The organism is Proteus mirabilis ATCC 29906 (assembly GCF_000160755.1).
Classification (GTDB): domain Bacteria; phylum Pseudomonadota; class Gammaproteobacteria; order Enterobacterales; family Enterobacteriaceae; genus Proteus; species Proteus mirabilis.
Genome location: NZ_GG668576.1, coordinates 1,440,015 through 1,466,724 on the forward strand (window position 1 = coordinate 1,440,015; position 26,710 = coordinate 1,466,724).

Here is a 26,710-nt window from a genome sequence, read left to right on the forward strand (position 1 = left end):
ATTGTTTAAGGTAAGAACGATACCAGCTGATGGCTTTATATTTTAATTTATAACCATATGATAATATTTTATAAAAAATAAATATCCTCTAGATTAGCTCCAACACTTAAAAATAACTTTTTTATCAGAAAAAATGACATTAATATCATTAGTATAAGTTTATTTTAATATAATAGGTCTATCTAAAGGTAAAAAATGTTAAAAATCAGAATATCACGCCCTTCAGAAGCACCTGAAATCATACAAATCTGGAAAAATTCAGTCGATGCTACACATGACTTTCTGACAGCTGACGATCGCCAAGAGATTGAAAAAGAAGTTATCGGTTTTTTTTCCGAAACACCGGTATGGGTTGCTACTAATCAACAAGATCGCCCACTCGGCTTTATGTTTTTACATGACGGTCATCTAGAGGCGCTTTTTATCGATGCATCAGCACGAGGGTTAGGGATAGGAAAACAGTTAATATCACACGCATTAACTCTTCATCCTAATTTAAGCGTTGATGTCAATGAACAAAATCAGCAAGCCGTCGGTTTTTATCAGCATATGGGCTTTCAAATATCGGGACGTTCGGAGTTGGATAATCAAGGAAGAGCGTACCCATTATTGCATCTAAGTAGAGCTAAGTAAGACAATAAGAAAACATAACTATTATTATTTTTCCAAAAAAATAAGCCATCACTCATACTTTTATTGGCAAAGATATTTAGATGATTAAAGCAACACACTGAAACCTTATGGTATGATGTTTGTGAAATAAAACCAGATAGAGTTTAACAACCAATACTCACAAACGAGATAAACTTCAATACGTTAAGAAAGACGACACCATGACTGACAGCCAAAATTTCGAATCCCACACCCCCATGATGCAGCAGTATCTTAAGCTTAAGGCAGAGCACCCAGAAATCTTACTGTTTTATCGTATGGGTGACTTTTATGAACTGTTTTTTGATGATGCTAAAAAAGCCTCACGCTTATTAGATATTTCATTAACAAAACGAGGTCAGTCGGCAGGTCAACCTATCCCTATGGCTGGCGTTCCTCATCATGCGGTTGAAAACTATCTGGCTAAATTAGTGCAATTGGGAGAATCCGTTGCCATCTGTGAACAAATTGGTGATCCGGCCACCAGCAAAGGCCCTGTTGAACGTAAAGTGATCCGTATTGTCACACCGGGCACCGTTACGGACGAAGCGCTACTTGAAGAGCGCCAAGACAATCTATTAGCCGCTATCTGGCAAGATAAAAATGGCGCTTTTGGTTATGCCACTTTAGATATTACCTCTGGACGTTTTCGGGTCACTGAAATGCCGGATAGTGAAAGTATGGCTGCCGAGCTGCAACGCACTCACCCAGCAGAACTACTCTATCCAGAAACCTTTGAGTCAATGGCATTAATTGAGCGTCAGCAAGGTTTACGCCGGCGTCCAATTTGGGAGTTTGAGTGTGAAACCGCCAAACAACAACTTAATTTACAGTTTGGAACCCGTGATTTAACTGGATTTGGTGTTGAAAATGCCCGACTTGCACTTTGTGCCGCAGGTTGCTTATTACAATATGTTAAAGATACGCAACGCACTGCGTTGCCTCATATTCGTAGCATTACCATGGAGCGTCCACAAGATACCATTATCTTAGATGCAGCCACTCGCCGTAATTTAGAATTAACCCAAAATCTTGCTGGCGGTTGTGATAACACCTTGGCATCTGTACTTGATCTGTGCGTGACCCCAATGGGAAGCCGCATGCTCAAACGTTGGATACACACCCCTTTACGCCAGCGTGAACAGTTAATTAAACGCCAAGATGCCATTAGTGCCTTACAACCCCTCTATTTTGAATTACAGCCTTTTTTACGTCAGGTGGGTGATTTAGAGCGGGTACTTGCTCGTTTAGCATTGCGCTCCGCTCGCCCTCGTGACTTATCACGTATGCGCCATGCCTTTCAACAATATCAAGATATCCACCAAGTGCTTGATCAGGCGGATATGCCCTATATTAAAGAATTACAGCAGCGTATCAGCCAGTTTGATGAGTTGCGTGAATTACTGGAAAATGCCATTGTTGAAACACCACCCGTATTAGTACGCGATGGGGGTGTGATAGCCCCTGGTTATAATGCAGAATTAGATGAATGGCGAGCACTGGCTGACGGTGCGAGTGACTATCTTGAAAAGCTTGAAGTTCGTGAACGTGAAAAATGGGGTATTGATACCTTAAAGGTTGGCTTTAATGGGGTTCATGGTTACTACATACAAGTCAGTCGTGGCCAAAGCAATTTAGTCCCAATGCACTATGTGCGTCGTCAAACACTGAAAAATGCTGAACGCTATATTATTCCTGAACTAAAAGAGTATGAAGACAAGGTATTAACCTCTAAAGGTAAAGCATTAGCAATTGAAAAAATGCTCTACGAAGAGCTTTTCGAAAAACTATTACCTCATCTAACCGCCTTACAAACCAGTGCTGAAGCGTTAGCTGAAACCGATGTTCTGGCTAATCTCGCTGAGCGTGCAGAATCACTCAATTATACACGCCCTGAATTAACAGAAAAAACAGGTATTCAAATCACTGATGGACGTCACCCTGTTGTAGAACAAGTACTGAGTGAGCCATTTATCTCAAACCCTCTACAACTCGCGCCTCAACGTCGTCTACTCATTATTACCGGCCCTAATATGGGCGGTAAAAGTACCTATATGCGTCAAGCGGCATTAATTACGCTACTGGCTTATATTGGTAGTTTTGTGCCCGCAGAAAAAGCGGTAATAGGCCCAATTGATCGTATTTTTACCCGCGTGGGTGCCTCTGACGATCTGGCTTCAGGTCGTTCAACATTTATGGTGGAAATGACAGAAACCGCAAATATTCTTCATAATGCCACTGAAAACAGTTTAGTGTTAATGGATGAAATTGGCCGAGGCACTTCTACTTATGATGGGCTTTCTCTCGCTTGGGCTTGTGCCGAAAATTTAGCGAATCGCATTAAAGCGATGACACTCTTTGCCACACACTATTTTGAATTAACGACACTGCCAGAAAAACTAGAAGGCACTGCCAATATTCACTTAGATGCGGTAGAGCATGGGGAAACTATTGCCTTTATGCACAGTGTTCAAGAAGGTGCTGCCAGTAAAAGTTATGGTTTAGCGGTTGCGGCATTAGCCGGTGTGCCAAAAGAGGTGATCCGCCGTGCAAAGCAGAAATTAAAAGAGTTAGAAACCCTATCTGGTCATTCAGGGGCAAGCCATGTAGAAACGTCACAACTGATGTTATTAGCAGATATTGAGCCTTCTGAAGTTGAATTAGCATTAAATAAAATTGATCCTGATTCATTAACTCCAAAACAAGCGTTGGAATTGCTCTATCACTTAAAAGAGCTAAATAAATAACAAAAGAAAAGCCGATTAGTTAATTTAACTAATCGGCTTGATAACGCATTGAGCATCTAAAGCAACTAGTTCATCTTAAAAAGTGCCTCTATGCATAATCCTTGCCCTTGCAGAATATCTTTTAAACGACGCAATCCCTCAACTTGGATCTGACGAACCCGCTCTCTTGTCAAACCAATTTCTCGACCAACATCTTCTAATGTTTCAGCCTCGTAACCCAGTAATCCAAAGCGACGCGCTAATACTTCACGCTGTTTTGGATTTAATTCAAATAACCATTTTACGATATTTTCCTTGAGGTTATTATTTTGAATGGTTGCTTCTGGCCCTTCTTCATTTTCGTCTGAAATAATATCTAGTAAGGCTTTATCTGAATCCCCACCAATCGGTGTATCAACAGAAGAAATACGTTCATTTAAACGTAGCATTTTGCTGACATCATCGACCGGTTTATCCAGCGTTTGCGCAATTTCTTCAACACTTGGCTCATGATCGAGCTTATGTGCTAATTCTCTTGCGGTTCTTAAATAGACATTGAGTTCTTTAACGATATGAATGGGGAGACGAATAGTGCGGGTTTGGTTCATAATGGCACGTTCAATAGTTTGACGTATCCACCATGTGGCATAGGTTGAAAAACGAAACCCTTTTTCAGGATCAAACTTTTCAACAGCACGAATAAGGCCTAAATTACCTTCTTCAATTAAGTCAAGAAGAGCTAACCCTCGGTTCGTATAACGGCGAGATATTTTAACAACTAAACGTAGATTACTCTCTATCATCCGTTGTCTTGATGGGATATCACCTCGTAACGCTCTACGAGCAAAGAATACTTCTTCTTCAGCACTCAACAATGGAGAATAGCCAATTTCTCCTAAATAGAGCTGAGTTGCATCTAACGCACGCTGATTGACTCCTTCAATGAGTTCAATTTCATCTTGAGCGTCAGATTCATTTTCAGCCTCTTTTGTTGCGGCTGCTTCATCGAACTCTTCCATGTTCTCATCAATATCATCAGTATATAACTCGTCTACTCTTAGCGTACTTTGGCTCATCAGCTGCTCCTACCCTTGATAATTTAGGTAAACGACGCTCTTAATGAGATCGATTTACCAGTTTATCGCTGTGTCACGACACAACGGGTTTACTGATTTTCCCTTGTAACGAATTACAAAATAAAAAAATAACATAATCTGTTTTACTGTTAATTTACTTTATAGTTTATTCAATATATTTATTAACTATAAGTATTAGTTATTAACAGCAATTATTATTATTTTACGTATATTTATCTATACGTATATTCACTGTTTAACAAGCAATATGTGACAATGTACATCAAAAAAAAGATAAACAAAAATCCGCAATAATAAAATAATATTCAATAATATATATTATTCTAAAGATAAGACAAAAAACAAACCTATAATAAAAACAATAAGTTAATTCAATACACTATCTTTGAATACATTAGATTTTTATTCATACTTTTAACTAACGTTTTTTAGCATACTCATTCATTGTTCGATAATCAACAGTCTAATTTAATCTTATCTATAATTTGACAGAAATATCTCATTTTGCTTACGTTCCAACTAAGCAATCTTACTTAGTGAAAGAAATTTATTTTCAAGGTTTTAATTAATTTAATAACTAAAAAAGCCCTTTTGTTAATATTAACAAAAGGGCTTAATTTTCAGATTATTCACTAACAACGTTAAGCGTTTATTTATCTTTTAGGTAAATAGCTCATTGGGTTAAGTGATTTTTCTTTATAACGGATCTCAAAGTGTAATCGAACAGAACTAGTACCAGTACTTCCCATGGTCGCAATTTGCTGTCCTGCATTTACATTTTGCTGTTCACGTACCAAGATTGTATCGTTATGAGCATAAGCACTGAGATATTCATCATTATGTTTAATGATAACTAAATTACCATAACCTCGTAATGCGCTCCCTGCATAAACCACTTTACCTGCGGCTGTTGCCACAATGGGTGAACCTCGTGTACCACTAATATCAATACCTTTATTACCACCAGGTGCATTTGAGTAGCTCTCAATAATTTTACCTTGTGCTGGCCATACCCATTTACCTGTTGCGGCTGCAGGTTTAGAGGTTGCCGTTGTGTTATTACTGGTTGTTGCCGAAGTTGTTGGTGTCGAAGTCGTTGTCTTTGGCGGTGTCGTTGTTGTTGGTTTCGTGATCAACGGCCCCATTGAGCTATTATTATTTGACGGCTTAGTTTGTGCCGTCTGAACGCCTTCACTACTTGGTTTATTAATTACTGAAGTATTTACATTGGTATTGGTACCGGTATTAACTTGACGGTTACCAATCTTAAGTACTTGTCCAACATTTAAGCTATATGGCTCTGGAATATTGTTCATTGAGGCCAAATCTTTTACATCACTATCCGTGATCCACGCAATATAAAACATTGTATCGCCACGTTTAACCGTATAAGTGTTACCGCTGTAATTCCCTTTAGGGATATTGTCATAATTACGGTTATACACAATGCGTCCGCTACCATCCGTATTGACATTTTGAGGGGTAACATTTTGCGTACGAGGCTGGCTTTGAGGCTGCGCGGTTGTGTTATTCACTCTAATAGAAGGAGGAGGCGTTGTTTGTAACGGAGTTGAACCTCTTTCAATAGGTGTTGCCACTCCTGCATTACTGTTAGTTGTAACAGGTGATGTAGAAACGGTACGATTTGACGAACTATCATTGACAGAGGTTATCGGTGCAGGACGATAAGGCGTGTCGGCACAGCCTGTTAATGCAAATCCGATTACCGAACACATGATTGCCCAGCGGACATGCTTAATTGGGCTTTCTGAATTCATACTTCCTTCTCCCTTTTAAAAGGCATTAGCGTCTAGCAATTTGTTGAGTAACACAAAGAGACTGCAATTTTTTGAAAATATTTCATTTATTAGTGCAGATTACGACAAGCTACAAAAAAGCAGTAATAAAAAATGGTCAGATTTATCTGGAAGTTATGCTAACTCACCCGCAATTAGGGGGACAAAGCGTACAGCCTCGATAGATTGATAGTGAAAATCATTACCTAAACGACGAATAAACTTAAGCATCTGCTGCTGTTCACCGACAGGAATGATCATCCTGCCACCATCAGCTAATTGCATCAAGAGTCGTTGCGGTACTTCTGTTGCACAGGCAGTAACAATAATAGCATTAAAGGGGCCTTTTGATACCCAACCTTCCCAACCATCACCATGACGAGTCGAAATATTATGTAAATCAAGGTGTTTAAAGCGTCGTTTTGCCTGCCACTGCAATATTTTTATCCGTTCAACTGAACTGACATGATGCACTAAGTTTGCTAATACTGCAGTTTGATAACCAGAGCCTGTGCCAATCTCTAACACAGAATCCGTTGCTTGTAATTCAAGCAGTGATGTCATTTTAGCAACAATATAAGGCTGTGAAATAGTTTGACCATTACCAATAGGTAAAGCCGTATTTTCATAAGCCTTATGGGAGAGCGCTTCATCAATAAATAGCTCTCGGGGTACTTTGCTCATAGCTTCCAACAGACGCTCATCATTGATGCCGTGTTGTTTTAACATTGTCAGTAAGTCTTTCATTGACCGACTTAACATGTTTTTTCGACCTCTGCTTTATTTAACCAATCTTTTAATAACTCAAGCGCTTTATACGCTGTTGAATCAACATGTAATGGTGTGATGGAGACATAACCTGCATCAACCGCTGCAAAATCTGTATCCGGCCCCACATCATTTTTTTCGCCAGGAGGCCCGATCCAATAAAGGGTATTTCCTTTTGGATCTGTTTGTGTATAAACATGTTGTGAAGCATGACGACTTCCACAACGTGTTATACGAAAACCTTTGATCTCCGCTAACGGAATATCAGGCACATTAATATTTAAAATATTCCCAGCTCTTAAAGGTACTCGTTGTAGCATAGCTAAAACATCACAAGTCACTTGGGCTGCGGTGTCAAAATGCGTTTCGCCATCAAGTGATACCGCAATCGCAGGTAAACCTAAGAACCGGCCCTCAGTAGCGGCAGCAACCGTACCTGAGTAAAGCACATCATCCCCTAAATTAGGGCCATGATTAATGCCAGACACCACAATATCTGGACGCGGTCTGACGAGATGATTAACACCGAGATAGACACAATCCGTGGGTGTACCTTCAACTATCGCAATATCACCATTTTCATGTCGCTGTTTACGTAACGGTCTATCAATAGTTAATGAATTGGATGCTGCACTACGATTGCGATCCGGTGCGACAATTTGTACATCATAACGCTGGCGTAAGGCTTTTGCGAGTGTCTGTATCCCTTTTGCCATAACACCATCGTCATTACTCACTAATATTTTCAGCATCAATATTCCCTAATAATATCAATTCACGGACAACGCTAGTGGCAAAACTTCCTGCTGGCAAAAAGAACGATAAAGAAACCGTAGTATCATCTAGCCAATGCCATGACATATTTTCTGGTAGCAAATTAATCGCACGGCGAGTGGTATCAACTCGCTCTTGTTGCGCTAATGACCATAATGCTTCGTAGTCAGCTAAGCTGTCGGTTTCAAATATCAGTGCTTGAGCTTGTGTACCTAAGTCACCTTTACCCGGCAGTGGAGCGGTAATATGTATATCATGCTCTTCATAGCGTGTTTGTGTTTGGGCAAGTTCCGCTTCTTCTGCCACAAACCAACTTCTTTTACCGTGCAATTGCATCGCATCACCACAAAGCACTTGAGTATAAATATGACGCTCAAGTCGTTGGCTCACCAGATGATTAAACATCGCACTACGTGCTGCTGAGAGATAAAAGCTACGTTTGCTACGCTCTTTTACCCGAATTTCATTGGTTGCCCAACGCCATGCTTGGCGTAAATTGTCGCCATTACGACCAAAGCGTTGCACACCAAAATAGTTAGGAACCCCTTGTTTCTGTATCTCTACTAGACGAGTTTCCACCGATGTCACATCGGAGATATCACGTAATACTAAGGTGAAATGGTTCCCTTTTAATGTACCAATTCGTAGCTTACGTTGCTGGCGGGTAGTTGCTAATATTTCGCAACCTTCTAACGTAAATTGACTAAAGTCGGGCATCTCTTTACCCGGCATACGTAAACAAAACCATTGTTCCGTAACCGCATTTCTGTCTTTGAGCCCAGCATAACTAGCATCTCGAGGATGAATACCGGCAAATTTAGCTAACTTTTCAGCCACAAAAGCCGTATTACAACCTGTTTTTCTGACCCTAACCATCACGTGTTCGCCTTCACCATCTAAGGTAAAGCCGAGATCTTCGCTGACCTTAAAATCTTCTGGTGTCGATTTTAATCGCCCTGTCGCTGTCGGTTTGCCATGTAGCCAATGAAGTTCTGGTAAATCACTCATTGAGATAAAGACTCTTTGATTAATAACACCACCGCTTCACAAGCGATACCTTCTTTGCGTCCTACAAAACCTAATTTCTCAGTAGTGGTCGCTTTAACATTGATATCATCGACATGACAATGGAGATCTTCAGCAATATTGACACGCATTTGTGGAGTATGAGGTAGCATTTTAGGTGCCTGAGCAATAATAGTGACATCAAGATTACCAATACGGTAACCTTTAGCCATCACTCTTGAAAAGGCTTCGCGCAATAATACTCGGCTATCCGCACCTTTATAAGCCGGATCGGTATCAGGAAATAACGTACCAATATCGCCCATCGCAACAGCACCTAAAATGGCATCTGTCACCGCATGTAGTACAACATCACCATCTGAATGGGCTAGTAGACCTTGTTCATAAGGAATTCTCACACCACCAATAATAATTGGGCCTTCTCCGCCAAATTTATGTACATCATAACCGTGTCCAATTCTCATATTATGTGTTCCTTATGCTGGTAATTTGTCGAGAGAGGAAAAATTCTGCAAGAGCCAAGTCTTCTGGTTGTGTGACTTTTATATTATCCGCACGGCCTTTAACTAATAAGGGTTCATATCCACCAAATTCCATCGCAGATGCTTCATCAGTAATGGGTACGTTCTGTGCCAATGCGTTTTCAAGATTTTGTTTTAACAAGGCCGCAGGGAAAAATTGTGGCGTTAAAGCATGCCATAGCGTGTCTCTTGCCACTGTTTTTTCAATATGGTTATCTTGTTGATGACTACGTTTCATCGTATCACGCACAGGAGAGGCTAAGATCCCACCACAAAATTGAGGATCAAGATGGTTATCATCAATGAGTTGAATAAGATTATCCAAATCACTAAAGGACAGGCAGGGTCTTGCCGCATCATGAACTAGCGCCCATGTATTTTGCGCAAGATGTTCTGTAATATAGCGAAGCCCTGATAATACCGAATCAGCACGTTGCCCCCCTCCTTTAACGACAATAATTCGTTTATCTTTAGCAAGAGCTAGGTGATAAAAATAGTCATCTTCTGGGTTAATTGCGACAATAATTTGCGAAATGCGTGGATGTTTTAATAGCGCATTAATAGTATGTTCAAGGATAGTCAATCTGCCAATTTTAAGGTATTGCTTCGGGCAGGTTGCTTGCATTCGACTACCTATGCCGGCAGCGGGAATAACCGCCACAATAGGAAAAGTAGAGTTTGGTATATTCATTATAGTATTTATATCAAGGCACACTATTAATTCAACAAATTAACGACGTGGTTGGGATTTATCATTAACAATACGATAAAAGCTTTCATTAGGCTTTATCATGCCAAGTTCACTACGAGCACGCTCATCTAATGCTTCTTGCCCGCCATTGAGGTCATCAATCTCCGCAAATAAGCGATCATTACGCGACTTTAATTGTGCGTTTTGCGCTAATGCAGATTCAACTTCTTGACTTACTTTGTTGTAATCATGAATACCATTTTTACCTAACCACAATGAATATTGTAGAAAACCAAGTAAGATCAGAAGTAAGACTGTTAATTTCCCCATTACCACCCCCAAAATGAATGGGCTAATCATCCCACAACTCTCCCATCTGCGCCACAAAAGCGCGCAGATATATTACATGAATATTCGTATTCCCCCCACCCTTAACATAAACAATCACGCTATTTTTCAGATAAAGTATAAGTTATATGCTTAAAAGCGCGTTTTTATCTACTGGAGTGGTAAGTAAAGAAGTGGTATTTACACTGTATTTGCCGCCAAATCAGTTTATTAAAAAACCCCTTCTATCCCTACATATTTTCCCAGATAAGAGAAAATGATGTAGAGATATGATTAGCGGTAAATTTGTTGTTGCTGTAAATAAGCGAGGATTTGTTGTGTAAGCTCATTAATCGCGAGTGAGCCGTCTAAATGAATTTCTGGCGCAGTGGGTGGTTCATAAGGTGAATCAATGCCAGAAAACTGTTTGATCTCTCCTCGTCGTGCTTTTTGATAGAGGCCTTTAGGATCACGTGCTTCACAAAGGGCTAAAGGTGTATCAACAAAGATCTCAATAAATCGCCCTTGAGCAAACCTTTCTCTTACTTGTTGTCTATCTTGCTGATAAGGAGAAATAAATGCTGTTAAGACAATTAATCCGGCATCAACCATTAGTTTAGCCACTTCCCCTACACGGCGAATATTTTCATGCCTATCTTGTTCACTAAACCCAAGATCATGGCATAAACCATGGCGTAGATTATCACCATCTAATAAATAGGTGCGGATAGGCGCATGGAGTGTCGAGTACTGATATAAGGTTTGCTCTAGCGCATCAGCCAGTGTTGATTTACCTGACCCAGATAACCCAGTAAACCAAAGTACACATCCTTTGTGTACCTGTTGTGCTTCACGCTCTTTTAACCCTATTTGATGAGGATGCCAGACAATATCTTGATGTATCGTCACTATTTTCCTCCCAGTAAGTCTCTTGCGCCCCAATGCGGAAAATGGCGGCGGATCAACTGATTGAGTTCAATTTCAAATGCATCGTATTGGGAAGTTGTGGGTTGCACGTTGTCGCGAATTTCTCGAATAAGACCAGCACCCACCGTGACATTGCTTAATCTATCAATAAAAATAAGCCCCCCTGTTTGTGCATTAAGTTGATAGTTATCCAGCACCAATGGCTCTTCAAATAATACTTCAACATGCCCAATGGCATTTAGCGCTAAACTTTCGGTCACTTGTTGAGTGAGCTTATCCACATCAACTTGATAGTGAATATTCTCTATTTTGGCACGACTTTTTTTGCCCGCTACTTTGATATCAAGGGTTTGCCCCTGTACTAACGGTTGTTCTGACATCCATACGATATCCACCAACGCATGATTGCTAACATTAGCAGTGGTATCGTTAGCATCAACAATAATGTCGCCACGACTAATATCGATTTCATCCGCTAACAGCAGTGTAATCGCTTGACCCACTTGCGCCTGAGTCAGATCGCCATCAAAAGTCACAATACGTTTAATGGTTGAACGCTGTCCTGAGGGTAATACTTTGATTTGTTGTCCTTGATAAAGAGAGCCTGATGAAACTGTGCCACTGTAGCCTCTAAAATCTAAATCAGGGCGATTCACATACTGTACAGGAAAACGCAATCTTTGAGATTTAGCCCCTAATTTAAATTTAACCGGCGCATCTTCAAGTAATGCCAACAGTGTTTTTCCTGTATACCAAGGCATATTTAATGAAGGAGATACTACATTATCTCCCTCCAGTGCAGAGATAGGCACAAATTCGATAGTAAGATCGCGCGGTAATTGTTGTGCAAAGTGCAGGTAATCTTGTTGGATCGACTCAAAGATCTCTTGTTGATAATCAAGTAGATCCATTTTATTAATCGCGACCACTAAGTGACGGATCCCAAGGAGTGTGCTAATAAAACTATGGCGGCGAGTTTGCTCTTGCACCCCTTTTCGAGCATCGATCAGCAGAATAGAAAGCGTACTCGTTGATGCTCCTGTCGCCATATTGCGGGTATATTGTGCATGTCCCGGCGTATCGGCAATAATAAATTTTCGTTTGGCTGTTGAAAAATAGCGATAAGCTACATCAATAGTGATCCCTTGCTCTCGTTCAGCCGCTAAACCATCCACCAGCAAAGCGAGATCTAATTTTTCACCTTGAGTACCAATCTTTTTACTCTCGTTTTGTAAGGTGGAGAGCTGATCTTCGTAGATCTGCCGCGTATCATGAAGTAAGCGACCAATTAAGGTGCTTTTTCCGTCATCAACATTGCCACAGGTTAAAAAACGTAATAACCCTTTGTTCTGTTGTGTTTTTAAATAATTTTCTACACCACCTGATTGTGCTATTTCACCGGCGATCAGTTGGTTGGTTTTGATGGCTGCAAGTCCCATAGTGACTCCTATTAAAAATAACCCTGACGTTTTTTAAGTTCCATTGAAGCAGACTGATCACTGTCAATTAAACGCCCTTGTCGCTCGCTACTGGTGGAAATTAACATCTCTTCAATAATGGCGGGTAATGTGTCTGCTTGTGAAGGAATAGCGCCCGTTAATGGCCAGCAGCCTAATGTTCTAAAGCGTACTTTTTGTTGTGTGATCACCTCTCCAGCTTTTAGGTCGATTCGATCATCGTCAACCATAATCAAGGTACCATCCCGCTCAATAACTGGACGGTGTTTAGCGAAATAGAGCGGCACAATATCGATATTTTCTAAATAGATATATTGCCAAATATCTAGCTCCGTCCAATTTGATAATGGAAAAACGCGAATACTTTCCCCTTTATTAATTTGGCCGTTGTAGTTTTGCCATAATTCTGGACGTTGATTTTTCGGATCCCAACGATGAGATCTATCTCTAAATGAGTAAATACGCTCTTTAGCACGCGATTTTTCTTCATCACGACGCGCCCCACCAAATGCGGCATCAAAACCATATTTATCCAGAGCTTGCTTAAGACCTTCTGTTTTCATGATATCTGTATGCTTGGCGCTACCATGAATAAAGGGATTGATCCCCAATTGTGCCCCTTGGGGATTACGATAAACTTTGAGATCAAAACCATACTCTTTGGCCGTTTTATCGCGAAACTCATACATCTCACGAAATTTCCAACCCGTATCAACATGTAAAAGAGGAAAAGGTAATTTCGCCGGATAAAAAGCCTTACGTGCTAGATGCAACATCACCGAAGAATCTTTGCCTATTGAGTAAAGCATGACGGGATTTTCAAATTCAGCGACAACTTCACGCAGTATATAAATGCTTTCTGCTTCTAATTGCTGAAGATGAGTTAATTGTGTTTCATTCATAACAACCTCGTTTAGGCAAAATGAACCAAAGATGAGTGGATGGCAGAGGTATGTTGAGTTTGTCTATCACCAAACCACGCAAGTTGGTGATGTAATGCAGCAACTTCTCCAACGATTAATAATGCCGGGGTGGGAGCTTGCTTAGCTAATTGCGCTAATTGTGTTAAATTTCCCGTTAAGATCTGTTGATCATGGCGTGTACCGCAACTAATGACGGCAATAGGGGTGAGTGGTGAACGACCTTGCTCTATTAAACGCTGGCTAATAAGTTCTGCTTTCGTCGTTCCCATATAAATTGCTAACGTATGATTAGCTTGCGCTAAAGCTTGCCAATCTGGCTCTATCCCCCCTGATTGGCAATGCCCAGTCATAAAAGTGACACTTTGCGCATAGTTACGATGAGTTAATGGAATACCCGCATAAGCACTGGCCCCACTAGCTGCGGTAACACCGGGAACAACTTGAAAAGGAATGCCATGTTGTACCGCAATTTCAAGCTCTTCTCCTCCGCGTCCAAAAATAAAAGGATCGCCCCCTTTTAGTCTGACAACTCGTTTACCAAGCTGAGTATATTTCACGATCAATTGATTGATTTCTTCTTGCAACGTACTGTGTTGCCCCGCTCTTTTACCCACACAAATTCTATCAGCATCACGGCGTACCAGTTCTAAGATGTCTGCACTGACTAAACTGTCATAAAGTACCACCTCGGCCTGCTGGATAACTTGCAAACCTCGTAAGGTTAATAACCCGGCATCACCCGGCCCTGCCCCCACTAAAGCAAGCTCACCTTGTGGGCTATCTGGATGAGACAGTTGTTGTTCGAGCTGTGCTTGCGCTTGTATTAATTGACCACTTGCCACTAATGAGGCAAATTTGCCACTAAACGCTTGCTCCCAAAAGCGGCAACGTGCTTGAAAACCAGTCAGTTTTTGTTTCACTTTATTGCGCCATTTCCCCGCAATAGTCGCCATAGCCCCTAATGAGGTAGGCAATAATGCCTCTAGCTTTTCCCGTATCATACGAACTAAAACAGGGGCTTTGCCCGCTGATGAAATGGCAATTAATATCGGATTTCTATCGATAATGGCAGGAAAGATAAAAGAGCATTGGGGTTGAGAGTCGACGACATTGACAAAAATGTGGCGTGCTTGCGCATCTAGATACACTTGTTGATTTAATACCTTATCGTCTGTTGCCACGATCACCAGCATCATGCCAAGTAAATGCTCTGACTGATATTGCCCAGCAATCCACTCAATTTGATTTTGCTGATAAGCAAGATGCAATTCATCACATAACTGTGGCGCGATAACACGTAACCGAGCGCCCGCTTTTAATAACAGTACGGCTTTACGCGCAGCGACATGCCCACCGCCAACCAGTAATACTGGGCGCTGTTTTAATTCCACAAATAAGGGTAGGTAATCCATACGCGTATCTCACATTTTTATTGTTTACTTATATGAATAACGACTATAAAAGGTGCATTCGGGGTTATGAAATGACAAAAAGCTATGTGATGGAACAGAAAGGAATAAGCAAAAACATAATAATTTCAAATGGTTATTATTTTACTCACGACAAAGAGGGCAACAGATGACTCTATTGCCCACTCAAAATAAATAGCGATATTAATAATGAATAATAATATTATTCGTGTAATCCACACTCACGTTTTAAGCCAAAGAATCGCGTCTCTTCTTCACTCATTCCCTCTTGCCATTTGCGTGTCGTATGGGTATCCCCCACAGACAGATAACCTTGTTCCCATAATGGATGGTAAGGTAAATTATGCTGTTTAAGATATTGATAAATTTGTTTATTATCCCAATCGACTATCGGTAGTAACTTAAAAATACCTTTCGCTATGGATAAAACAGGTAAATGCTCTCGACTTTTTGATTGCTGGCGTCGTAGCCCTGCAAACCATGTCTTCGCCTGTAACTCCTTTAATGCCCTTTCCATTGGTGCAACTTTATTTATTTGGTTATAACGTTCGATACCTTCAATCCCTTGCAACCAAAGTTTGCCGTAGCGTGCTTCTTGCCAAGATGAAGATATTTCAGCGCGATATACTTTTAAATTAAGTTGTAGTGAAGAGGTTAATTCATCAATAAATTGATACGTTTCGGGAAAGAGATAACCTGTATCTGTCAAAATTACAGGTATATCGGGATATTGTCTGGTGAGCAAATGCAAACAAACTGCCGCTTGAATACCAAAACTTGAGCTTAAAACAAACTGGTTAGGAAGATGTTCTAAAGCCCAAATCACCCGCTCTATCGCCGTTTTTTGCTCTAATTGTTGGTTGATTTCATCAAGTGCCAGTCGCTGCTCTTCAATCGATAGCAACACCAACTGAGAAAGTGATAATCGACTCATATCACCTCCTGCACTTCATAAAAATCAATGGCTGAATTAACAACGGGTTTGATAACATCAGTGCGAATAAGAAAATCACCAAAACCTTCATTTGATTCACGTGAAATAGCCCACTGACCAATTAAAGTATCAAGAATTTCAATGATTTCTTGTGATGAAATATTTTCACGATACATTCTAGGAATGCGAGTACCAATGCGGTTTCCTCCTAGATGTAAGTTATAGCGATCGGGGGCTTTACCCACCAGTCCGACTTCCGCCAACATCGCACGACCACAACCGTTAGGACACCCTGTTACACGTACAACAATATGCTCATCACTGACTCCGTATTTAGCCATGATATTATCAAGGGTATCGGTAAATGCGGGAAGGAAACGCTCCGCTTCTGCCATGGCTAATGGGCAGGTTGGAAATGAAACACACGCCATGGCATGTTTACGCAGCGGTGTAACGTTATCATTAATTAAACCATATTGACGCGCTATCGCCTCAATCTGCTCTTTCTGTGCCTCTGGCACACCAGCAACAATCAAATTTTGATTAGCTGTTAAACGAAAATCACCAAGATGCACTTTGGCAATTTCAGCAACCCCCATTTTTAACGGCGCATTAGGTTTATCGATTAATCGACCACTTTCAATAAATAAGGTTAGATACCATTTGTTATCAACCCCTTTTAACCAACCAATTTGATCACCACGGTGAGTAAATTGATACGGTCGGATCATATCAAACATAACGCCTGAGCGACGTTCAACTTCCTGTTTAAATGTTTCAATGCCAACGCGCTCTAAGGTGTATTTGGTTTTGGCATTTTTACGTTCAGTACGATTGCCCCAATCTCGTTGCGTCGTCACAATCGCTTCAGCGACTGCTAATGTTTTATCAATAGGAATATAACCAAATTCACTAGCTAAACGCGGAAAGGTTTTTTTATCACCATGGGTCATCGCAAGGCCGCCACCGACTAGCACATTAAAACCAACCAAATGCCCATTTTCTGCGATGGCAATAAAATTCATGTCATTGGCATGCAAGTCAACATCGTTATAAGGGGGGATCACCACCGATGTTTTAAATTTCCGAGGTAAATAGGTTTCACCTAAAATAGGCTCCTCATCCGTTGTCGCCACTTTCTCTTTATCTAACCAAATTTCTGCATAGGCATGGGTGCGTGGCAATAAATGCTCGGATAGTTTTTTGGCCCATTCATAAGCTTCTTGATGCAATGAAGATTGTTCAGGGTTTGAGGTACATAGCACATTTCGATTAACATCATTGGCGGTTGCAAGAGCATCAAGGCCTGTTGACGCTAGCATTTGGTGAGCCGGTTTAACATGACCTTTTAAAATGCCATGAAATTGAAAAGTTTGACGATTAGTAATACGAATACTGCCATAGAGCGTATTTTCACTAGCAAACTTATCGATACTTAGCCACTGCTTTGGTGTGATGACACCGCCCGGTAAACGACAACGTAACATCATGGCATGACGAGGCTCTAGTAGCTGTTGGGCACGCTCGGCACGAATATCTCTATCATCTTGTTGGTACATACCGTGAAAACGAATTAATAAAAAATTATCGCCCTCAAAACCACCGGTTAGACCATTTTGTAGATCATCACTAATAGTGCCTCGTAAGAAATTACTCTCTTTTTTCATACGTTCACTATCAGATAGTTTTCCTTCAACCACTAAGGGCGCTTGAGTTTGTGATTTCATTTTAATAAACATCCCTCTGATAACGACGTGCTAAACGTAGCTCACTTAAATAATCATCTGCTTGTTCAATATTTTTATTGCCATGGGTCATTACTATTTCTAACAATGTTTGTTCAACATCTTTAGCCATTCTTGATGCATCACCACAAACGTAGAGATAAGCACCTTGCTGTAACCATTGCCAAATTTCCTGACCTTGCTCCCGTAATTTATCTTGCACATAAATTTTATCGGCTTGATCACGCGACCATGCTAAATCAATACGTGTTAACAACCCGCTTTTGACATAACGTTGCCATTCCACTTGATAAAGGAAATCTTCTACAAAGTGAGGATTGCCAAAAAAGAGCCAGTTTTTCCCCGTCGCACCTTCACTTTCACGTTGTTGCATAAACCCTCTAAAAGGCGCAATCCCCGTCCCCGGGCCAATCATAATCACAGGGACTTGATTATCTTCAGGTAAACGAAAATGATCATTACGTTCAATAAAAACGTTTACTGTATCGCCTTCTTGAAGTTGATCAGCTAAGAACCCTGAGGCACCTCCTGTATAAGCACGCTGATCGACGTTATAACGAACAACACCTAAGGTAAGATGAACTTCATCATCAACTTCTTGTTGTGATGAAGCGATGGAGTAAAGACGTGGAGTTAATGGGCGCAATATATCAATAAACTCTTGAGCATTAGGTTGCGCACTATATTGACGTACCATTTCATTAATTGGGTAGGTTTGCGCATATTGCTGAAGTTTGCTTTTATCAGCCACCAGCGATAATAACTCTTCGTGGCGGGATAATTGGGCATACGCTTTAATAATTGGTGCACTATTTTGAGTTAATTCAACATGATGCAATAATGCTTCTTTTAACGTTAATGTTTGTGATTTAACATTTACCTGCTCATCCCCCGTTAACCATAATAGGGTAATAAGCTCATCCACTTTTTCTTCCGAATTCTTAAACCATACTCCTAGTGCATCTCCGGGAAGATATTGCAATTCAGAGCCTGCTAGACTGATTTCAATATGACGGATATCTTTATCTGAATGTCGACCGGTGATCTTCTGATTAGTTAATAAAGTGGCACTAAAAGGTGCATCACGATGGTAGCGTGCGGTATCGACACTGTCGGTTGTTCCTGATTGTGTTTGTTGTAATACTTGAGTATTTTGCTCAGGTATACGTATTTTTAAAATATCAGTCAGCTGAGTTATCCATTTATCAGCGTCAGCTTGATAATCAACATCTGCATCTAATCTTTCTAATAGACTGGTCGCGCCAAGTTGCGCCAATTGATGATCAAAATCTTTACCTGCTTGGCAAAAATGTTCATAGCTACTATCGCCGAGACTCAGTACAGCATAAGCCGTTTGCTTCATTGGCGCGGCTTTTTTAGAGTGCAAATATTTATAAAATGTGATGGCTTCTTCAGGAGGTTCACCTTCCCCCTGTGTTGAGGTAATAATAATTAAGGTTGTCGTTTTGTGGATCTGCTTAAATTTATATTCACTCGCACTATAGAGCTCAACATTAAGTTGATTACCAACCAATTTATCGCGTAATTGTTCAGCTAAACGACGTGCATTGCCAGTTTGTGATGCTGATATCACGGTGATGGTTTCTTGTTGAGGAACCTGACTTTGTACACTTACCAGTTCATCTTTAGTGGATGAATGCTGATTGAATTGCCCCCAAAAATAGCCAGAAAGCCAAGCAAATTGGGCTGGAGTTAAGTCTTTCGTCACATCCTGTAATTTATTCAATTGCTCCTGTGTTAATGGAAGCATTGATAATAATGGGGGTTGATTGCTCATCGATCCTGCCTTAAAAAAACATTGCACTGCATCGGTGCTGTTATTGTGGTTGGACTTTTTTAATGAATAAGAGGGTATCGCACGATCAGAGCACGACTTAAAGACTGGTTTGCTCTATCTAATAACCTTAAAGACTAAATTTATTTACCGATTTCCTTTATCGATATAATGAATAAACGAAAAAGAATATAATAAGTCGCTAAGGTTAAGCGATTAGGCGTAACACACTAAATCAGATACACTAAATAGACACCGTTTTATCTGTATTTTTTTACTATTTAAGTCAAGAGAGTTTTGATGATAACCACCATCTTTAAAGATTTTCAGTTTGAAGCTGCGCACCACTTACCCCATGTTCCCAAAGGCCATAAATGTGGACGTTTACATGGGCATTCATTTTTAGTGAGATTAGAAATCACTGGTGAAGTAGATGCGCAGTCAGGTTGGCTAATTGATTTTGCTGATGTGAAAGCCGCATTTAAACCGACTCTTGATAGGCTCGACCACTATTATCTTAATGACATTGAAGGTTTAGAAAATCCAACCAGCGAAGTACTGGCAAAATGGATTTGGCAACAAGTTAAACCATCACTCCCCCTGTTATCCGCCGTGATGGTTAAAGAGACATGTACCGCAGGATGTATTTATCGTGGTGAGTAATTTTCACCTAAAAAAATCAGCCACTCATAGGCTGATTTTTTTTAACGATAAATGACACACTAGGCGATATTTAAATATTTATGTGTTTGCATTGAAAAACGCCAATTACGCTCAATACAGGTTTTAATACATAACGCTGTTGCACTCTCTTTACAACTGATTGGTTGTAAGGCAACGATCGCCATAGGTTGTTGAGTTCTTAATCGCAGTAAATCATCCAGTGCTTCGATATCTTTTTCACGAGCAACAGGGTGTTTAATTTCATTGGCACGATTAATCGCACTAGATAAAACATTCAATCCACCTCGCATACCGACTTTCGGCGAAAGTGTTACCCATGTTGCTTCACTACAGAGAATGTCATGCGTGCCACTGGTTTCTATTTGGCAATCAAAACCTGCTTTTTCTAAGCCTTCCGTCAAAGGCCGTAAGTCATAAAGGCAGGGTTCCCCTCCCGTTATCACCACATGCTTTGCGCTATAACGTTGTTGCCGGAAAAGTGATAAAATATCTTCGACAGTGGCTATACCCCAAGTATCACTTTCTTGTGTTTTAATGGGAATATCTCCAAGAGGGACTTTCTTGCTCTCTTCTTTTTCCCAGGTATGTTTGGTATCACACCAACTACATCCTACAGGGCATCCCTGTAATCGAACAAAAAGCGCAGGAACGCCAGTAAAAACACCTTCACCTTGCAAGGTTTGAAACACTTCATTAATGGGGTATTGCATAAGAAACTCTGATATCCAATGAATGCTGATGATTATTACAGATAACTGTCTCACCGTAAGAGGCTTTATGATAAGGTACATGCTTTGTTTTGGATAGCTAACGTGCGAAAAGACACTGAAAAAAAGAGAGCCGATTTTTCGGTTGGACAGAGATGGGAAACACTTTAGATGCAAAAAGAGAATAAACTTTCACGAGGACTATCAGGGCGGCATATTCGTTTCATGGCGCTAGGCTCTGCTATTGGGACAGGGCTTTTTTATGGTTCAGCCGCGGCGATTGAAAAAGCAGGCCCCGCTGTACTTCTTGCTTATCTTATTGGTGGTGCCGCAGTATTTATGGTTATGCGCGCATTAGGGGAAATGGCGGTCCATCATCCAGTGGCGGGTTCTTTTTCACAATATGCTAGCCATTATATGGGATCATTAGCCGGATTTTTAACTGGCTGGAACTACGTTTTTGAAATGCTTATCGTTTGTCTTGCAGACGTCACCGCATTTGGTTTTTATATGAAACTTTGGTTTCCCGATGTCGACCAATGGATATGGGTATTAGGCATAGTCTGTTTTATTGGTGCCTTAAATTTATGTCATGTGAAGATATTTGGTGAAATGGAATTTTGGCTCTCTATCGTTAAAGTGACTGCGATTATTGCCATGATTATCGGTGGTGTAGCCATAATGATCTACGGCTTTGGTCAGCAAACAGAACATCCAATTGGTATTTCTAACCTATGGGAGTTTGGTGGCTTTATGCCAAATGGTATAGAAGGCATTATTGCCTCACTCGCCATTGTGATGTTTGCCTTTGGTGGTATTGAGGTTATTGGTATTACCGCCAGTGAAGCTAAAGATCCAGAAAAAACGCTCCCTAAAGCTATCAATGCGGTGCCATTTCGTATCTTACTATTCTATGTACTGACCATTTTTATTTTAATGTGCATCTTCCCATGGCAACAAATTGGCCATAACGGTAGTCCATTTGTACAAATTTTTTCCAATCTGGGTATCAATTCAGCCGCTAACATTCTTAATCTTGTGGTGATCACCGCCGCTATCTCTGCGATAAACAGTGATATTTTCGGTGCTGGTCGCATGATGTACGGCATGGCACAAGAAGGGCAAGCACCTAAATCCTTTATGAAACTGACGCGTAACGGTGTACCTTGGATGACCGTATTAGTGATGTCAGTGGTGCTATTATTAGGGGTTGTGCTTAACTATCTTATTCCAGAAAAAATCTTCGTACTTATTGCCTCTATCGCGACATTTGCCACTGTATGGGTCTGGTTGATGATCTTACTTTCTCAAGTGGCTATGCGTCGCCAAATGAGTGCTGAAGAGGCGAAAAAACTAAAATTCCCTGTACCATTTTGGCCAATAGCACCCGCCATTACCATTATTTTTATGGCATTTGTGATAGCAATTTTAGGCTACTTTGAATCAACCCGAATGGCATTAATCGTTGGGTTAGTATGGGTGGCTATTTTAACTGTTGGTTACTATATTGGTATCAAACCAAGAATAACGCAGAAATAATCTACTGTTATCAAGAAAAATAAAGGCTGTGAGTCATTCACAGCCTTTTCTTTATCCATTATCTGCGCTCAATACAATTAGGCTAGCGCTTGGGTTAAATCAGCAATTAAATCATCAACGTCTTCAAGACCGATTGATAAACGAATTAATCCATCACTAATACCATGGCGTTGACGCTCTTGTGCACTGTATGTCGCATGAGTCATAGTCGCAGGATGCTGAGCCAATGATTCACAATCACCTAAACTCACCGCTCGAGTAAAAAGCATTAAGCGATTAAGAAATTCTCTGCCAGCTTTTATTCCACCATTCAACTCCATACTTATCATGCCACCAGGTAACGCCATCTGCTTTTTGGCAAGTTCATATTGAGGAAAAGAATTTAATCCGGGATATGAAATCGTTGCCACCTTAGGATGATTTTCAAGAAATTGTGCAATACGCTGCGCATTCTGGCAAATTTTTTCCATTCTAATGCTAAGCGTTTTTATCCCTCTTAAGACGAGTGCTGCATCATGAGGTGATAAACAAGCCCCCGTCATATCTTTTAAGCCCTCAACGCGAATTTTATCTGCTAATTGATAATTAGTGATAATTGCGCCCGCCATCACATCACCATGACCTGATAAATATTTAGTCATAGAATGTACGACAATATCAGCGCCTAAGGTTAGTGGCTTTTGTAAATAAGGTGAACAGTAAGTACTATCAACCATGACTAAAACATCATGTTGGTGCGCAATATTAGCGATCTTTTCAATATCACTAACCCTCATATTAGGATTAGCCGGTGTTTCAAAGAAAATAAGCTTTGTTCTATCTGTAATTGCTTCGGCTAATTTTTCAGGATCGGTTAAATCAACATGTTTGATAGTGATACCAAATTTAGCCAGCCCATGATTAAAGAAAGTAAAAGTACAACCATAAACGGTCATATCAGCAATGAGTTCATCTCCTGGCTGCAATAATGACCAACATGTTGAAGTGATAGCTCCCATACCGGAAGAAAAAACAACAGAAGCGTCTCCTTGCTCTAACTGAGCTAATCGTTTTTCTAATAAATCCAATGTAGGGTTAGATATACGAGTATAAAAATGCCCTTTTTCTTTCCCAGCAAAACAATCAGCACCATATTGAGCCGTGGGAAATGCAAAAGTGGACGTTTGAAAAACAGGAGGCACCAATGCCCCCTGATAATCTAACGGAGAGTAGCCATAATGTATTGCTTGAGTATTAAAACACTTATTACTTTGCGTCATTATATCTCCTTGACATTAATTAAACTTCTATTTTCTGATTATTTTCCCCAATAATTTGTAATGTCCTTAATACAATAGTTAATCCTTTTAAGGTGTCAGGATTTTTTAATAATGAAAAAGTCGCACCTAAGGTATATTTTTTATCCTGATAAAGAGATTCTTTTTTAGCCATATTAAAGGCCGTAGTTAATTCCCAAACCGGAATTAATGTTTCTTCAAAAGCAACCGCCAATTTTTCTACCGTTGCGTTATCCATAATATCGACGGTATCTGAGGCTAAAGATAATAAATCAACAATATTATCTAGGCGCTTTAATACTAATAAAGGCCTTATTTTTTCTAGTAAATGTTCTAAATGAATTTTATCTTCATTAGATAACAACGGTTTTTCATTTGGGCTTAAATTATTTTCACTCATTATTTTATTCCCCTACAATAATCCTCTGACCGTTGCCCAATATAAGCCCCGGTTATAACCGTTACGTAACATGCCACCGAGTTTTGTTGGAGGTGTTGGAATAACATCATGTTTATAGTCATACTGTAATGGCATACCCGCTGATAATCCCATTTGGGCAACAGCTTGTACTCGCCCATCATAAATTGCTGCCGGATAACCATAACGCAGTTCACCACAAATATTATTAGCTATAACACCCGCTTGGTTATGACAGCTACCACCGGCCTTACTAATAGGCAAATCAACCGTATCACCTAACACATAAACTTGATTTAACCCATATACCTGTAATGTTTCAGGATCGGTCGGTAGCCAGCCTTCACCATTGTTATATTCACTTAATCCTGTATTACGAATGGCTTCTACCGCTGTTATAGGAGGTGTGCTCATTAAGATATCAAAAGGCTCTGCTTCTCCTTCTTTCGAATAGGCGATTTTCTTATCAGGATCAACATGACTTAATGTAAAACCACGCTTTGCTTTGATATCTCGTTCAGAAAAGACCGCAGGAAGTACTTCACAAACTTCTTGCTGCATAAAAAGACAATTTCTTAATAGTTGAGCTACGGTAGGATAGGTATAAACAATTTCTATATTACTTCTTACCCGTCGCTGACGTAAAAATTCATCCAGCATCAAGGTTGTTTCCATTGGCGCAATACCACATTGGTGAGGTACATTTGGCGTTTCAGGAAAAGTTACCGTGATAAATACACGCCCTTTTTCAATGGTAGCAATTTTATCTGCTAATTTTCGTGCAGCTTCATATTGATAAAAATGATTTCCAGCTTCAGCTAAACCTTCAATTCTATCAAGACGAGGAACACATCCTGTGGCTAATACGAGAAAATCATAGTGATATTTTTTCTTAGAACAACAATAAACTATTTTATTATTAAAATCGAAACTTTCAGCTTTATCTATAACAAATTCAATTTCTGGTCTTAATAAACTTCTTTGTGATCGCATTAACTCTTCTTTTAAGAAAAGGTTAAATGCAATATACATAAATGCAGGTTTGTAATAATGGTATGGATTATCTGAAATAAGCGTAATTTTTATTTTTTTTGAAAATATTTCATCATTTAATTTTTTAGCTAAGATATTAGCGAGAATAGTACCCCCCGTACCACCGCCAATAATAACTATATTTTTTGTTGCCATATTATTTCCTATATTTGTAGGGAATTAGATAGACAAAAAAAGTATAGTAAAGCGCGTTAATATAACAAATAGATTAAATAGATAGATAAATTAAATATAGAGTAATAATACTAATCAATAATAAATACAATCATATTATATTAAAATATTTATATTTTAATATTAACGAATGTTATTATCACGAGTTAAGAAAAGGTCGCCACCAAAGGATTATGATCAGATGCATCTGTGATTAAGATTTCCGCTTTATTTAGTGATAATCCACGATAAAATATATAATCAAGTGGCTTACCAAAAGCGCGAGTGCGTAAATCCTTTTCAAAGATCACTTCTTTAAGTTTTAATCTTCTAGCAAAACGCTTTAACACATTAACTCTTGGACGACTCCAGGCGTTAAAATCCCCCGCCAAAATAACAGGCCCTTTATGATCGATGATATGAGTCGATAAGCTGTTTAATTGTCTTTGATAAACATCAACACCGAAACTAAAATTGATCGCGTGTACATTTATCACCATTAAATGCTCACCAGTAATAAGTGGATAAACCGTAATTAATGCAGATTTAGCAAGCCTTAAAAAAGGCTCTTTTTCTCTTAATGGGCAACAATAGATAGGATGAGAACTTGATAAGGTCATAACACCCGCAGGGTGCTGTTGAAAGGCTAAAGCAGGAACTTGATCAGCAATTAAATGGTTTTTACCCGCAAAACGAACTAATTCAGGTGTTGTTTGCGCTTCTTGTAAAAGTAATAGTTGAGTATCGGTGGCAAGCGTTTCCAGCATACTACGCCAATTGACCCGTTGCTGTTTGTAAATATTCCAAACAGCAATTTTTAAAGTGCCTTCTGTATATAGTGGCATCCCAATCGGTAGCATCTCTTCTATTTGGCCTAAAGGTAGACTAGGTTCAATCCTTTCTACAGGTTGACCTGCTACAAAACGTACTGAATAAGTCGGTTTTTTCGCCATTAAGCAACCTCAGATAACCAATAGGATCTCTTGCTACCTATCTAGTATACCAAAGCTGGGATCTCCCCTCACCCTTTTAAAGAATATAATGATAAATAAGTGTAACTATTTTTGTAAAAAATAGCTTTAATGGCGAATTATTATGAAATAAGCACTGGTAATGTAGACAACTTTAAATTTTAAACAAAAAAAAACCTAAGTCATTAGACTTAGGTTTTCTTATGTGTTGGCGGAACGGACGGGACTCGAACCCGCGACCCCCTGCGTGACAGGCAGGTATTCTAACCAACTGAACTACCGCTCCGCTTATTCTTTACGCACTTAATGTCTTTTTACAC

General features: G+C 39.8%; 24 protein-coding genes and 1 tRNA gene. 4 read left to right on the forward strand and 21 right to left on the reverse strand.

What is annotated here, in order from left to right; translation table 11 throughout:
• Window positions 1-195: 195 nt before the first annotated feature.
• Together HMPREF0693_RS06465 and mutS are read left to right on the forward strand one after the other, a co-directional pair.
• On the forward strand, window positions 196-633 hold the full coding sequence (locus HMPREF0693_RS06465; protein ID WP_004244339.1) for an acetyltransferase: 438 nt from the start codon (window positions 196-198) through the stop codon (window positions 631-633).
• 200 nt (window positions 634-833) lie between these two features.
• On the forward strand, window positions 834-3,398 hold the full coding sequence (mutS, locus tag HMPREF0693_RS06470) for a DNA mismatch repair protein MutS (protein WP_004244341.1): 2,565 nt from the start codon (window positions 834-836) through the stop codon (window positions 3,396-3,398).
• 65 nt (window positions 3,399-3,463) lie between these two features.
• Here mutS and rpoS read toward each other — a convergent pair whose 3' ends face one another.
• The 15 genes from rpoS to cysJ all read right to left on the reverse strand — a co-directional run bounded on the left by rpoS (window position 3,464) and on the right by cysJ (window position 19,591).
• Window positions 3,464-4,453: an RNA polymerase sigma factor RpoS gene (gene rpoS, locus HMPREF0693_RS06475; RefSeq protein WP_004244343.1), complete on the reverse strand. Its 990-nt coding sequence runs from the start codon at window positions 4,451-4,453 to the stop codon at window positions 3,464-3,466.
• A 674-nt stretch (window positions 4,454-5,127) separates the two neighbouring features.
• Complete coding sequence (gene nlpD / locus HMPREF0693_RS06480; protein ID WP_004244344.1) at window positions 5,128-6,252, reverse strand: murein hydrolase activator NlpD; 1,125 nt, start codon at window positions 6,250-6,252, stop codon at window positions 5,128-5,130.
• A 153-nt stretch (window positions 6,253-6,405) separates the two neighbouring features.
• Entirely contained in the window at window positions 6,406-7,032 is a 627-nt protein-coding gene (locus HMPREF0693_RS06485; RefSeq protein ID WP_004244345.1) for a protein-L-isoaspartate(D-aspartate) O-methyltransferase, read from the reverse strand.
• On the reverse strand, window positions 7,026-7,790 hold the full coding sequence (gene surE / locus HMPREF0693_RS06490; protein WP_004244347.1) for a 5'/3'-nucleotidase SurE: 765 nt from the start codon (window positions 7,788-7,790) through the stop codon (window positions 7,026-7,028). Before surE ends, HMPREF0693_RS06485 begins: the two co-directional genes overlap by 7 nt.
• Complete coding sequence (gene truD / locus HMPREF0693_RS06495) at window positions 7,768-8,820, reverse strand: tRNA pseudouridine(13) synthase TruD (RefSeq protein WP_004244350.1); 1,053 nt, start codon at window positions 8,818-8,820, stop codon at window positions 7,768-7,770. Before truD ends, surE begins: the two co-directional genes overlap by 23 nt.
• Window positions 8,817-9,302, reverse strand: coding sequence for a 2-C-methyl-D-erythritol 2,4-cyclodiphosphate synthase (ispF, locus tag HMPREF0693_RS06500; RefSeq protein WP_004244351.1), 486 nt, complete (start codon window positions 9,300-9,302; stop codon window positions 8,817-8,819). The genes truD and ispF overlap by 4 nt, the downstream gene beginning before the upstream one ends.
• A gap of 1 nt (window position 9,303) precedes the next feature.
• Window positions 9,304-10,050: a 2-C-methyl-D-erythritol 4-phosphate cytidylyltransferase gene (gene ispD, locus HMPREF0693_RS06505; protein WP_004244352.1), complete on the reverse strand. Its 747-nt coding sequence runs from the start codon at window positions 10,048-10,050 to the stop codon at window positions 9,304-9,306.
• A 39-nt stretch (window positions 10,051-10,089) separates the two neighbouring features.
• Window positions 10,090-10,380 (reverse strand): cell division protein FtsB, encoded by a 291-nt coding sequence (gene ftsB / locus HMPREF0693_RS06510; protein WP_026090399.1) that lies wholly within the window; start codon window positions 10,378-10,380, stop codon window positions 10,090-10,092.
• 291 nt (window positions 10,381-10,671) lie between these two features.
• Window positions 10,672-11,286: an adenylyl-sulfate kinase gene (gene cysC / locus HMPREF0693_RS06515; protein ID WP_004244354.1), complete on the reverse strand. Its 615-nt coding sequence runs from the start codon at window positions 11,284-11,286 to the stop codon at window positions 10,672-10,674.
• On the reverse strand, window positions 11,286-12,743 hold the full coding sequence (gene cysN / locus HMPREF0693_RS06520) for a sulfate adenylyltransferase subunit CysN (protein ID WP_004244355.1): 1,458 nt from the start codon (window positions 12,741-12,743) through the stop codon (window positions 11,286-11,288). The genes cysC and cysN overlap by 1 nt, the downstream gene beginning before the upstream one ends.
• Before the next feature lie 11 nt (window positions 12,744-12,754).
• Window positions 12,755-13,663: a sulfate adenylyltransferase subunit CysD gene (gene cysD / locus HMPREF0693_RS06525; protein ID WP_004244356.1), complete on the reverse strand. Its 909-nt coding sequence runs from the start codon at window positions 13,661-13,663 to the stop codon at window positions 12,755-12,757.
• An 11-nt stretch (window positions 13,664-13,674) separates the two neighbouring features.
• Window positions 13,675-15,096: a siroheme synthase CysG gene (gene cysG, locus HMPREF0693_RS06530; RefSeq protein ID WP_004244357.1), complete on the reverse strand. Its 1,422-nt coding sequence runs from the start codon at window positions 15,094-15,096 to the stop codon at window positions 13,675-13,677.
• 220 nt (window positions 15,097-15,316) lie between these two features.
• The gene (locus tag HMPREF0693_RS06535) at window positions 15,317-16,048 is read right to left on the reverse strand and encodes a phosphoadenylyl-sulfate reductase (RefSeq protein ID WP_004244358.1); all 732 of its coding nucleotides are present in this window, start codon (window positions 16,046-16,048) and stop codon (window positions 15,317-15,319) included.
• On the reverse strand, window positions 16,045-17,775 hold the full coding sequence (gene cysI / locus HMPREF0693_RS06540; protein ID WP_036932223.1) for an assimilatory sulfite reductase (NADPH) hemoprotein subunit: 1,731 nt from the start codon (window positions 17,773-17,775) through the stop codon (window positions 16,045-16,047). The genes HMPREF0693_RS06535 and cysI overlap by 4 nt, the downstream gene beginning before the upstream one ends.
• A 1-nt stretch (window position 17,776) precedes the next feature.
• Window positions 17,777-19,591 carry an NADPH-dependent assimilatory sulfite reductase flavoprotein subunit gene (cysJ, locus tag HMPREF0693_RS06545; RefSeq protein WP_004244361.1) on the reverse strand — a complete coding sequence of 605 codons (1,815 nt, stop codon included), beginning with the start codon at window positions 19,589-19,591 and terminating at the stop codon, window positions 17,777-17,779.
• Between the two features lie 294 nt (window positions 19,592-19,885).
• On the opposite strand from cysJ, the gene queD reads away from it, so the two are divergent.
• Window positions 19,886-20,251 carry a 6-carboxytetrahydropterin synthase QueD gene (gene queD / locus HMPREF0693_RS06550; RefSeq protein WP_168713146.1) on the forward strand — a complete coding sequence of 122 codons (366 nt, stop codon included), beginning with the start codon at window positions 19,886-19,888 and terminating at the stop codon, window positions 20,249-20,251.
• A gap of 59 nt (window positions 20,252-20,310) precedes the next feature.
• Here queD and queE read toward each other — a convergent pair whose 3' ends face one another.
• A complete protein-coding gene (queE, locus tag HMPREF0693_RS06555) occupies window positions 20,311-20,982 on the reverse strand; it encodes a 7-carboxy-7-deazaguanine synthase QueE (protein ID WP_004250261.1) in 672 nt (223 codons plus the stop codon).
• Window positions 20,983-21,150: 168 nt separating this feature from the next.
• Here queE and HMPREF0693_RS06560 point away from each other — a divergent pair, with 168 nt between their 5' ends.
• Entirely contained in the window at window positions 21,151-22,518 is a 1,368-nt protein-coding gene (locus HMPREF0693_RS06560; protein WP_004244364.1) for an amino acid permease, read from the forward strand.
• A gap of 77 nt (window positions 22,519-22,595) precedes the next feature.
• On the opposite strand, the gene HMPREF0693_RS06565 is transcribed toward HMPREF0693_RS06560, so the two are convergent.
• From HMPREF0693_RS06565 to HMPREF0693_RS06585, 5 genes are all read right to left on the reverse strand, one after another.
• On the reverse strand, window positions 22,596-23,777 hold the full coding sequence (locus tag HMPREF0693_RS06565) for a methionine gamma-lyase (protein WP_004244365.1): 1,182 nt from the start codon (window positions 23,775-23,777) through the stop codon (window positions 22,596-22,598).
• A gap of 19 nt (window positions 23,778-23,796) precedes the next feature.
• On the reverse strand, window positions 23,797-24,195 hold the full coding sequence (locus HMPREF0693_RS06570; protein WP_004244366.1) for a helical membrane plugin domain-containing protein: 399 nt from the start codon (window positions 24,193-24,195) through the stop codon (window positions 23,797-23,799).
• A 12-nt stretch (window positions 24,196-24,207) separates the two neighbouring features.
• A complete protein-coding gene (locus HMPREF0693_RS06575; protein WP_004244367.1) occupies window positions 24,208-25,401 on the reverse strand; it encodes an NAD(P)/FAD-dependent oxidoreductase in 1,194 nt (397 codons plus the stop codon).
• Between the two features lie 185 nt (window positions 25,402-25,586).
• On the reverse strand, window positions 25,587-26,372 hold the full coding sequence (locus HMPREF0693_RS06580) for an endonuclease/exonuclease/phosphatase family protein (protein WP_004244368.1): 786 nt from the start codon (window positions 26,370-26,372) through the stop codon (window positions 25,587-25,589).
• Between the two features lie 227 nt (window positions 26,373-26,599).
• Window positions 26,600-26,676: transfer RNA gene (locus HMPREF0693_RS06585), tRNA-Asp, on the reverse strand.
• Window positions 26,677-26,710: the final 34 nt, after the last annotated feature.

What these genes read in the sequence shown, in the direction of transcription:
- HMPREF0693_RS06465 (WP_004244339.1), top strand. Translation starts at nt 196, where the DNA reads ATGTTAAAAATCAGAATATCACGCCCTTCAGAAGCACCTGAAATCATA.
- mutS (WP_004244341.1), top strand. Translation starts at nt 834, where the DNA reads ATGACTGACAGCCAAAATTTCGAATCCCACACCCCCATGATGCAGCAG.
- rpoS (WP_004244343.1), bottom strand. Translation starts at nt 4,453, where the DNA reads ATGAGCCAAAGTACGCTAAGAGTAGACGAGTTATATACTGATGATATT.
- nlpD (WP_004244344.1), bottom strand. Translation starts at nt 6,252, where the DNA reads ATGAATTCAGAAAGCCCAATTAAGCATGTCCGCTGGGCAATCATGTGT.
- HMPREF0693_RS06485 (WP_004244345.1), bottom strand. Translation starts at nt 7,032, where the DNA reads ATGTTAAGTCGGTCAATGAAAGACTTACTGACAATGTTAAAACAACAC.
- surE (WP_004244347.1), bottom strand. Translation starts at nt 7,790, where the DNA reads ATGCTGAAAATATTAGTGAGTAATGACGATGGTGTTATGGCAAAAGGG.
- truD (WP_004244350.1), bottom strand. Translation starts at nt 8,820, where the DNA reads ATGAGTGATTTACCAGAACTTCATTGGCTACATGGCAAACCGACAGCG.
- ispF (WP_004244351.1), bottom strand. Translation starts at nt 9,302, where the DNA reads ATGAGAATTGGACACGGTTATGATGTACATAAATTTGGCGGAGAAGGC.
- ispD (WP_004244352.1), bottom strand. Translation starts at nt 10,050, where the DNA reads ATGAATATACCAAACTCTACTTTTCCTATTGTGGCGGTTATTCCCGCT.
- ftsB (WP_026090399.1), bottom strand. Translation starts at nt 10,380, where the DNA reads ATGGGGAAATTAACAGTCTTACTTCTGATCTTACTTGGTTTTCTACAA.
- cysN (WP_004244355.1), bottom strand. Translation starts at nt 12,743, where the DNA reads ATGGGACTTGCAGCCATCAAAACCAACCAACTGATCGCCGGTGAAATA.
- cysD (WP_004244356.1), bottom strand. Translation starts at nt 13,663, where the DNA reads ATGAATGAAACACAATTAACTCATCTTCAGCAATTAGAAGCAGAAAGC.
- cysG (WP_004244357.1), bottom strand. Translation starts at nt 15,096, where the DNA reads ATGGATTACCTACCCTTATTTGTGGAATTAAAACAGCGCCCAGTATTA.
- HMPREF0693_RS06535 (WP_004244358.1), bottom strand. Translation starts at nt 16,048, where the DNA reads ATGAGTCGATTATCACTTTCTCAGTTGGTGTTGCTATCGATTGAAGAG.
- cysI (WP_036932223.1), bottom strand. Translation starts at nt 17,775, where the DNA reads ATGAAATCACAAACTCAAGCGCCCTTAGTGGTTGAAGGAAAACTATCT.
- cysJ (WP_004244361.1), bottom strand. Translation starts at nt 19,591, where the DNA reads ATGAGCAATCAACCCCCATTATTATCAATGCTTCCATTAACACAGGAG.
- queE (WP_004250261.1), bottom strand. Translation starts at nt 20,982, where the DNA reads ATGCAATACCCCATTAATGAAGTGTTTCAAACCTTGCAAGGTGAAGGT.
- HMPREF0693_RS06560 (WP_004244364.1), top strand. Translation starts at nt 21,151, where the DNA reads ATGCAAAAAGAGAATAAACTTTCACGAGGACTATCAGGGCGGCATATT.
- HMPREF0693_RS06565 (WP_004244365.1), bottom strand. Translation starts at nt 23,777, where the DNA reads ATGACGCAAAGTAATAAGTGTTTTAATACTCAAGCAATACATTATGGC.
- HMPREF0693_RS06570 (WP_004244366.1), bottom strand. Translation starts at nt 24,195, where the DNA reads ATGAGTGAAAATAATTTAAGCCCAAATGAAAAACCGTTGTTATCTAAT.
- HMPREF0693_RS06575 (WP_004244367.1), bottom strand. Translation starts at nt 25,401, where the DNA reads ATGGCAACAAAAAATATAGTTATTATTGGCGGTGGTACGGGGGGTACT.
- HMPREF0693_RS06580 (WP_004244368.1), bottom strand. Translation starts at nt 26,372, where the DNA reads ATGGCGAAAAAACCGACTTATTCAGTACGTTTTGTAGCAGGTCAACCT.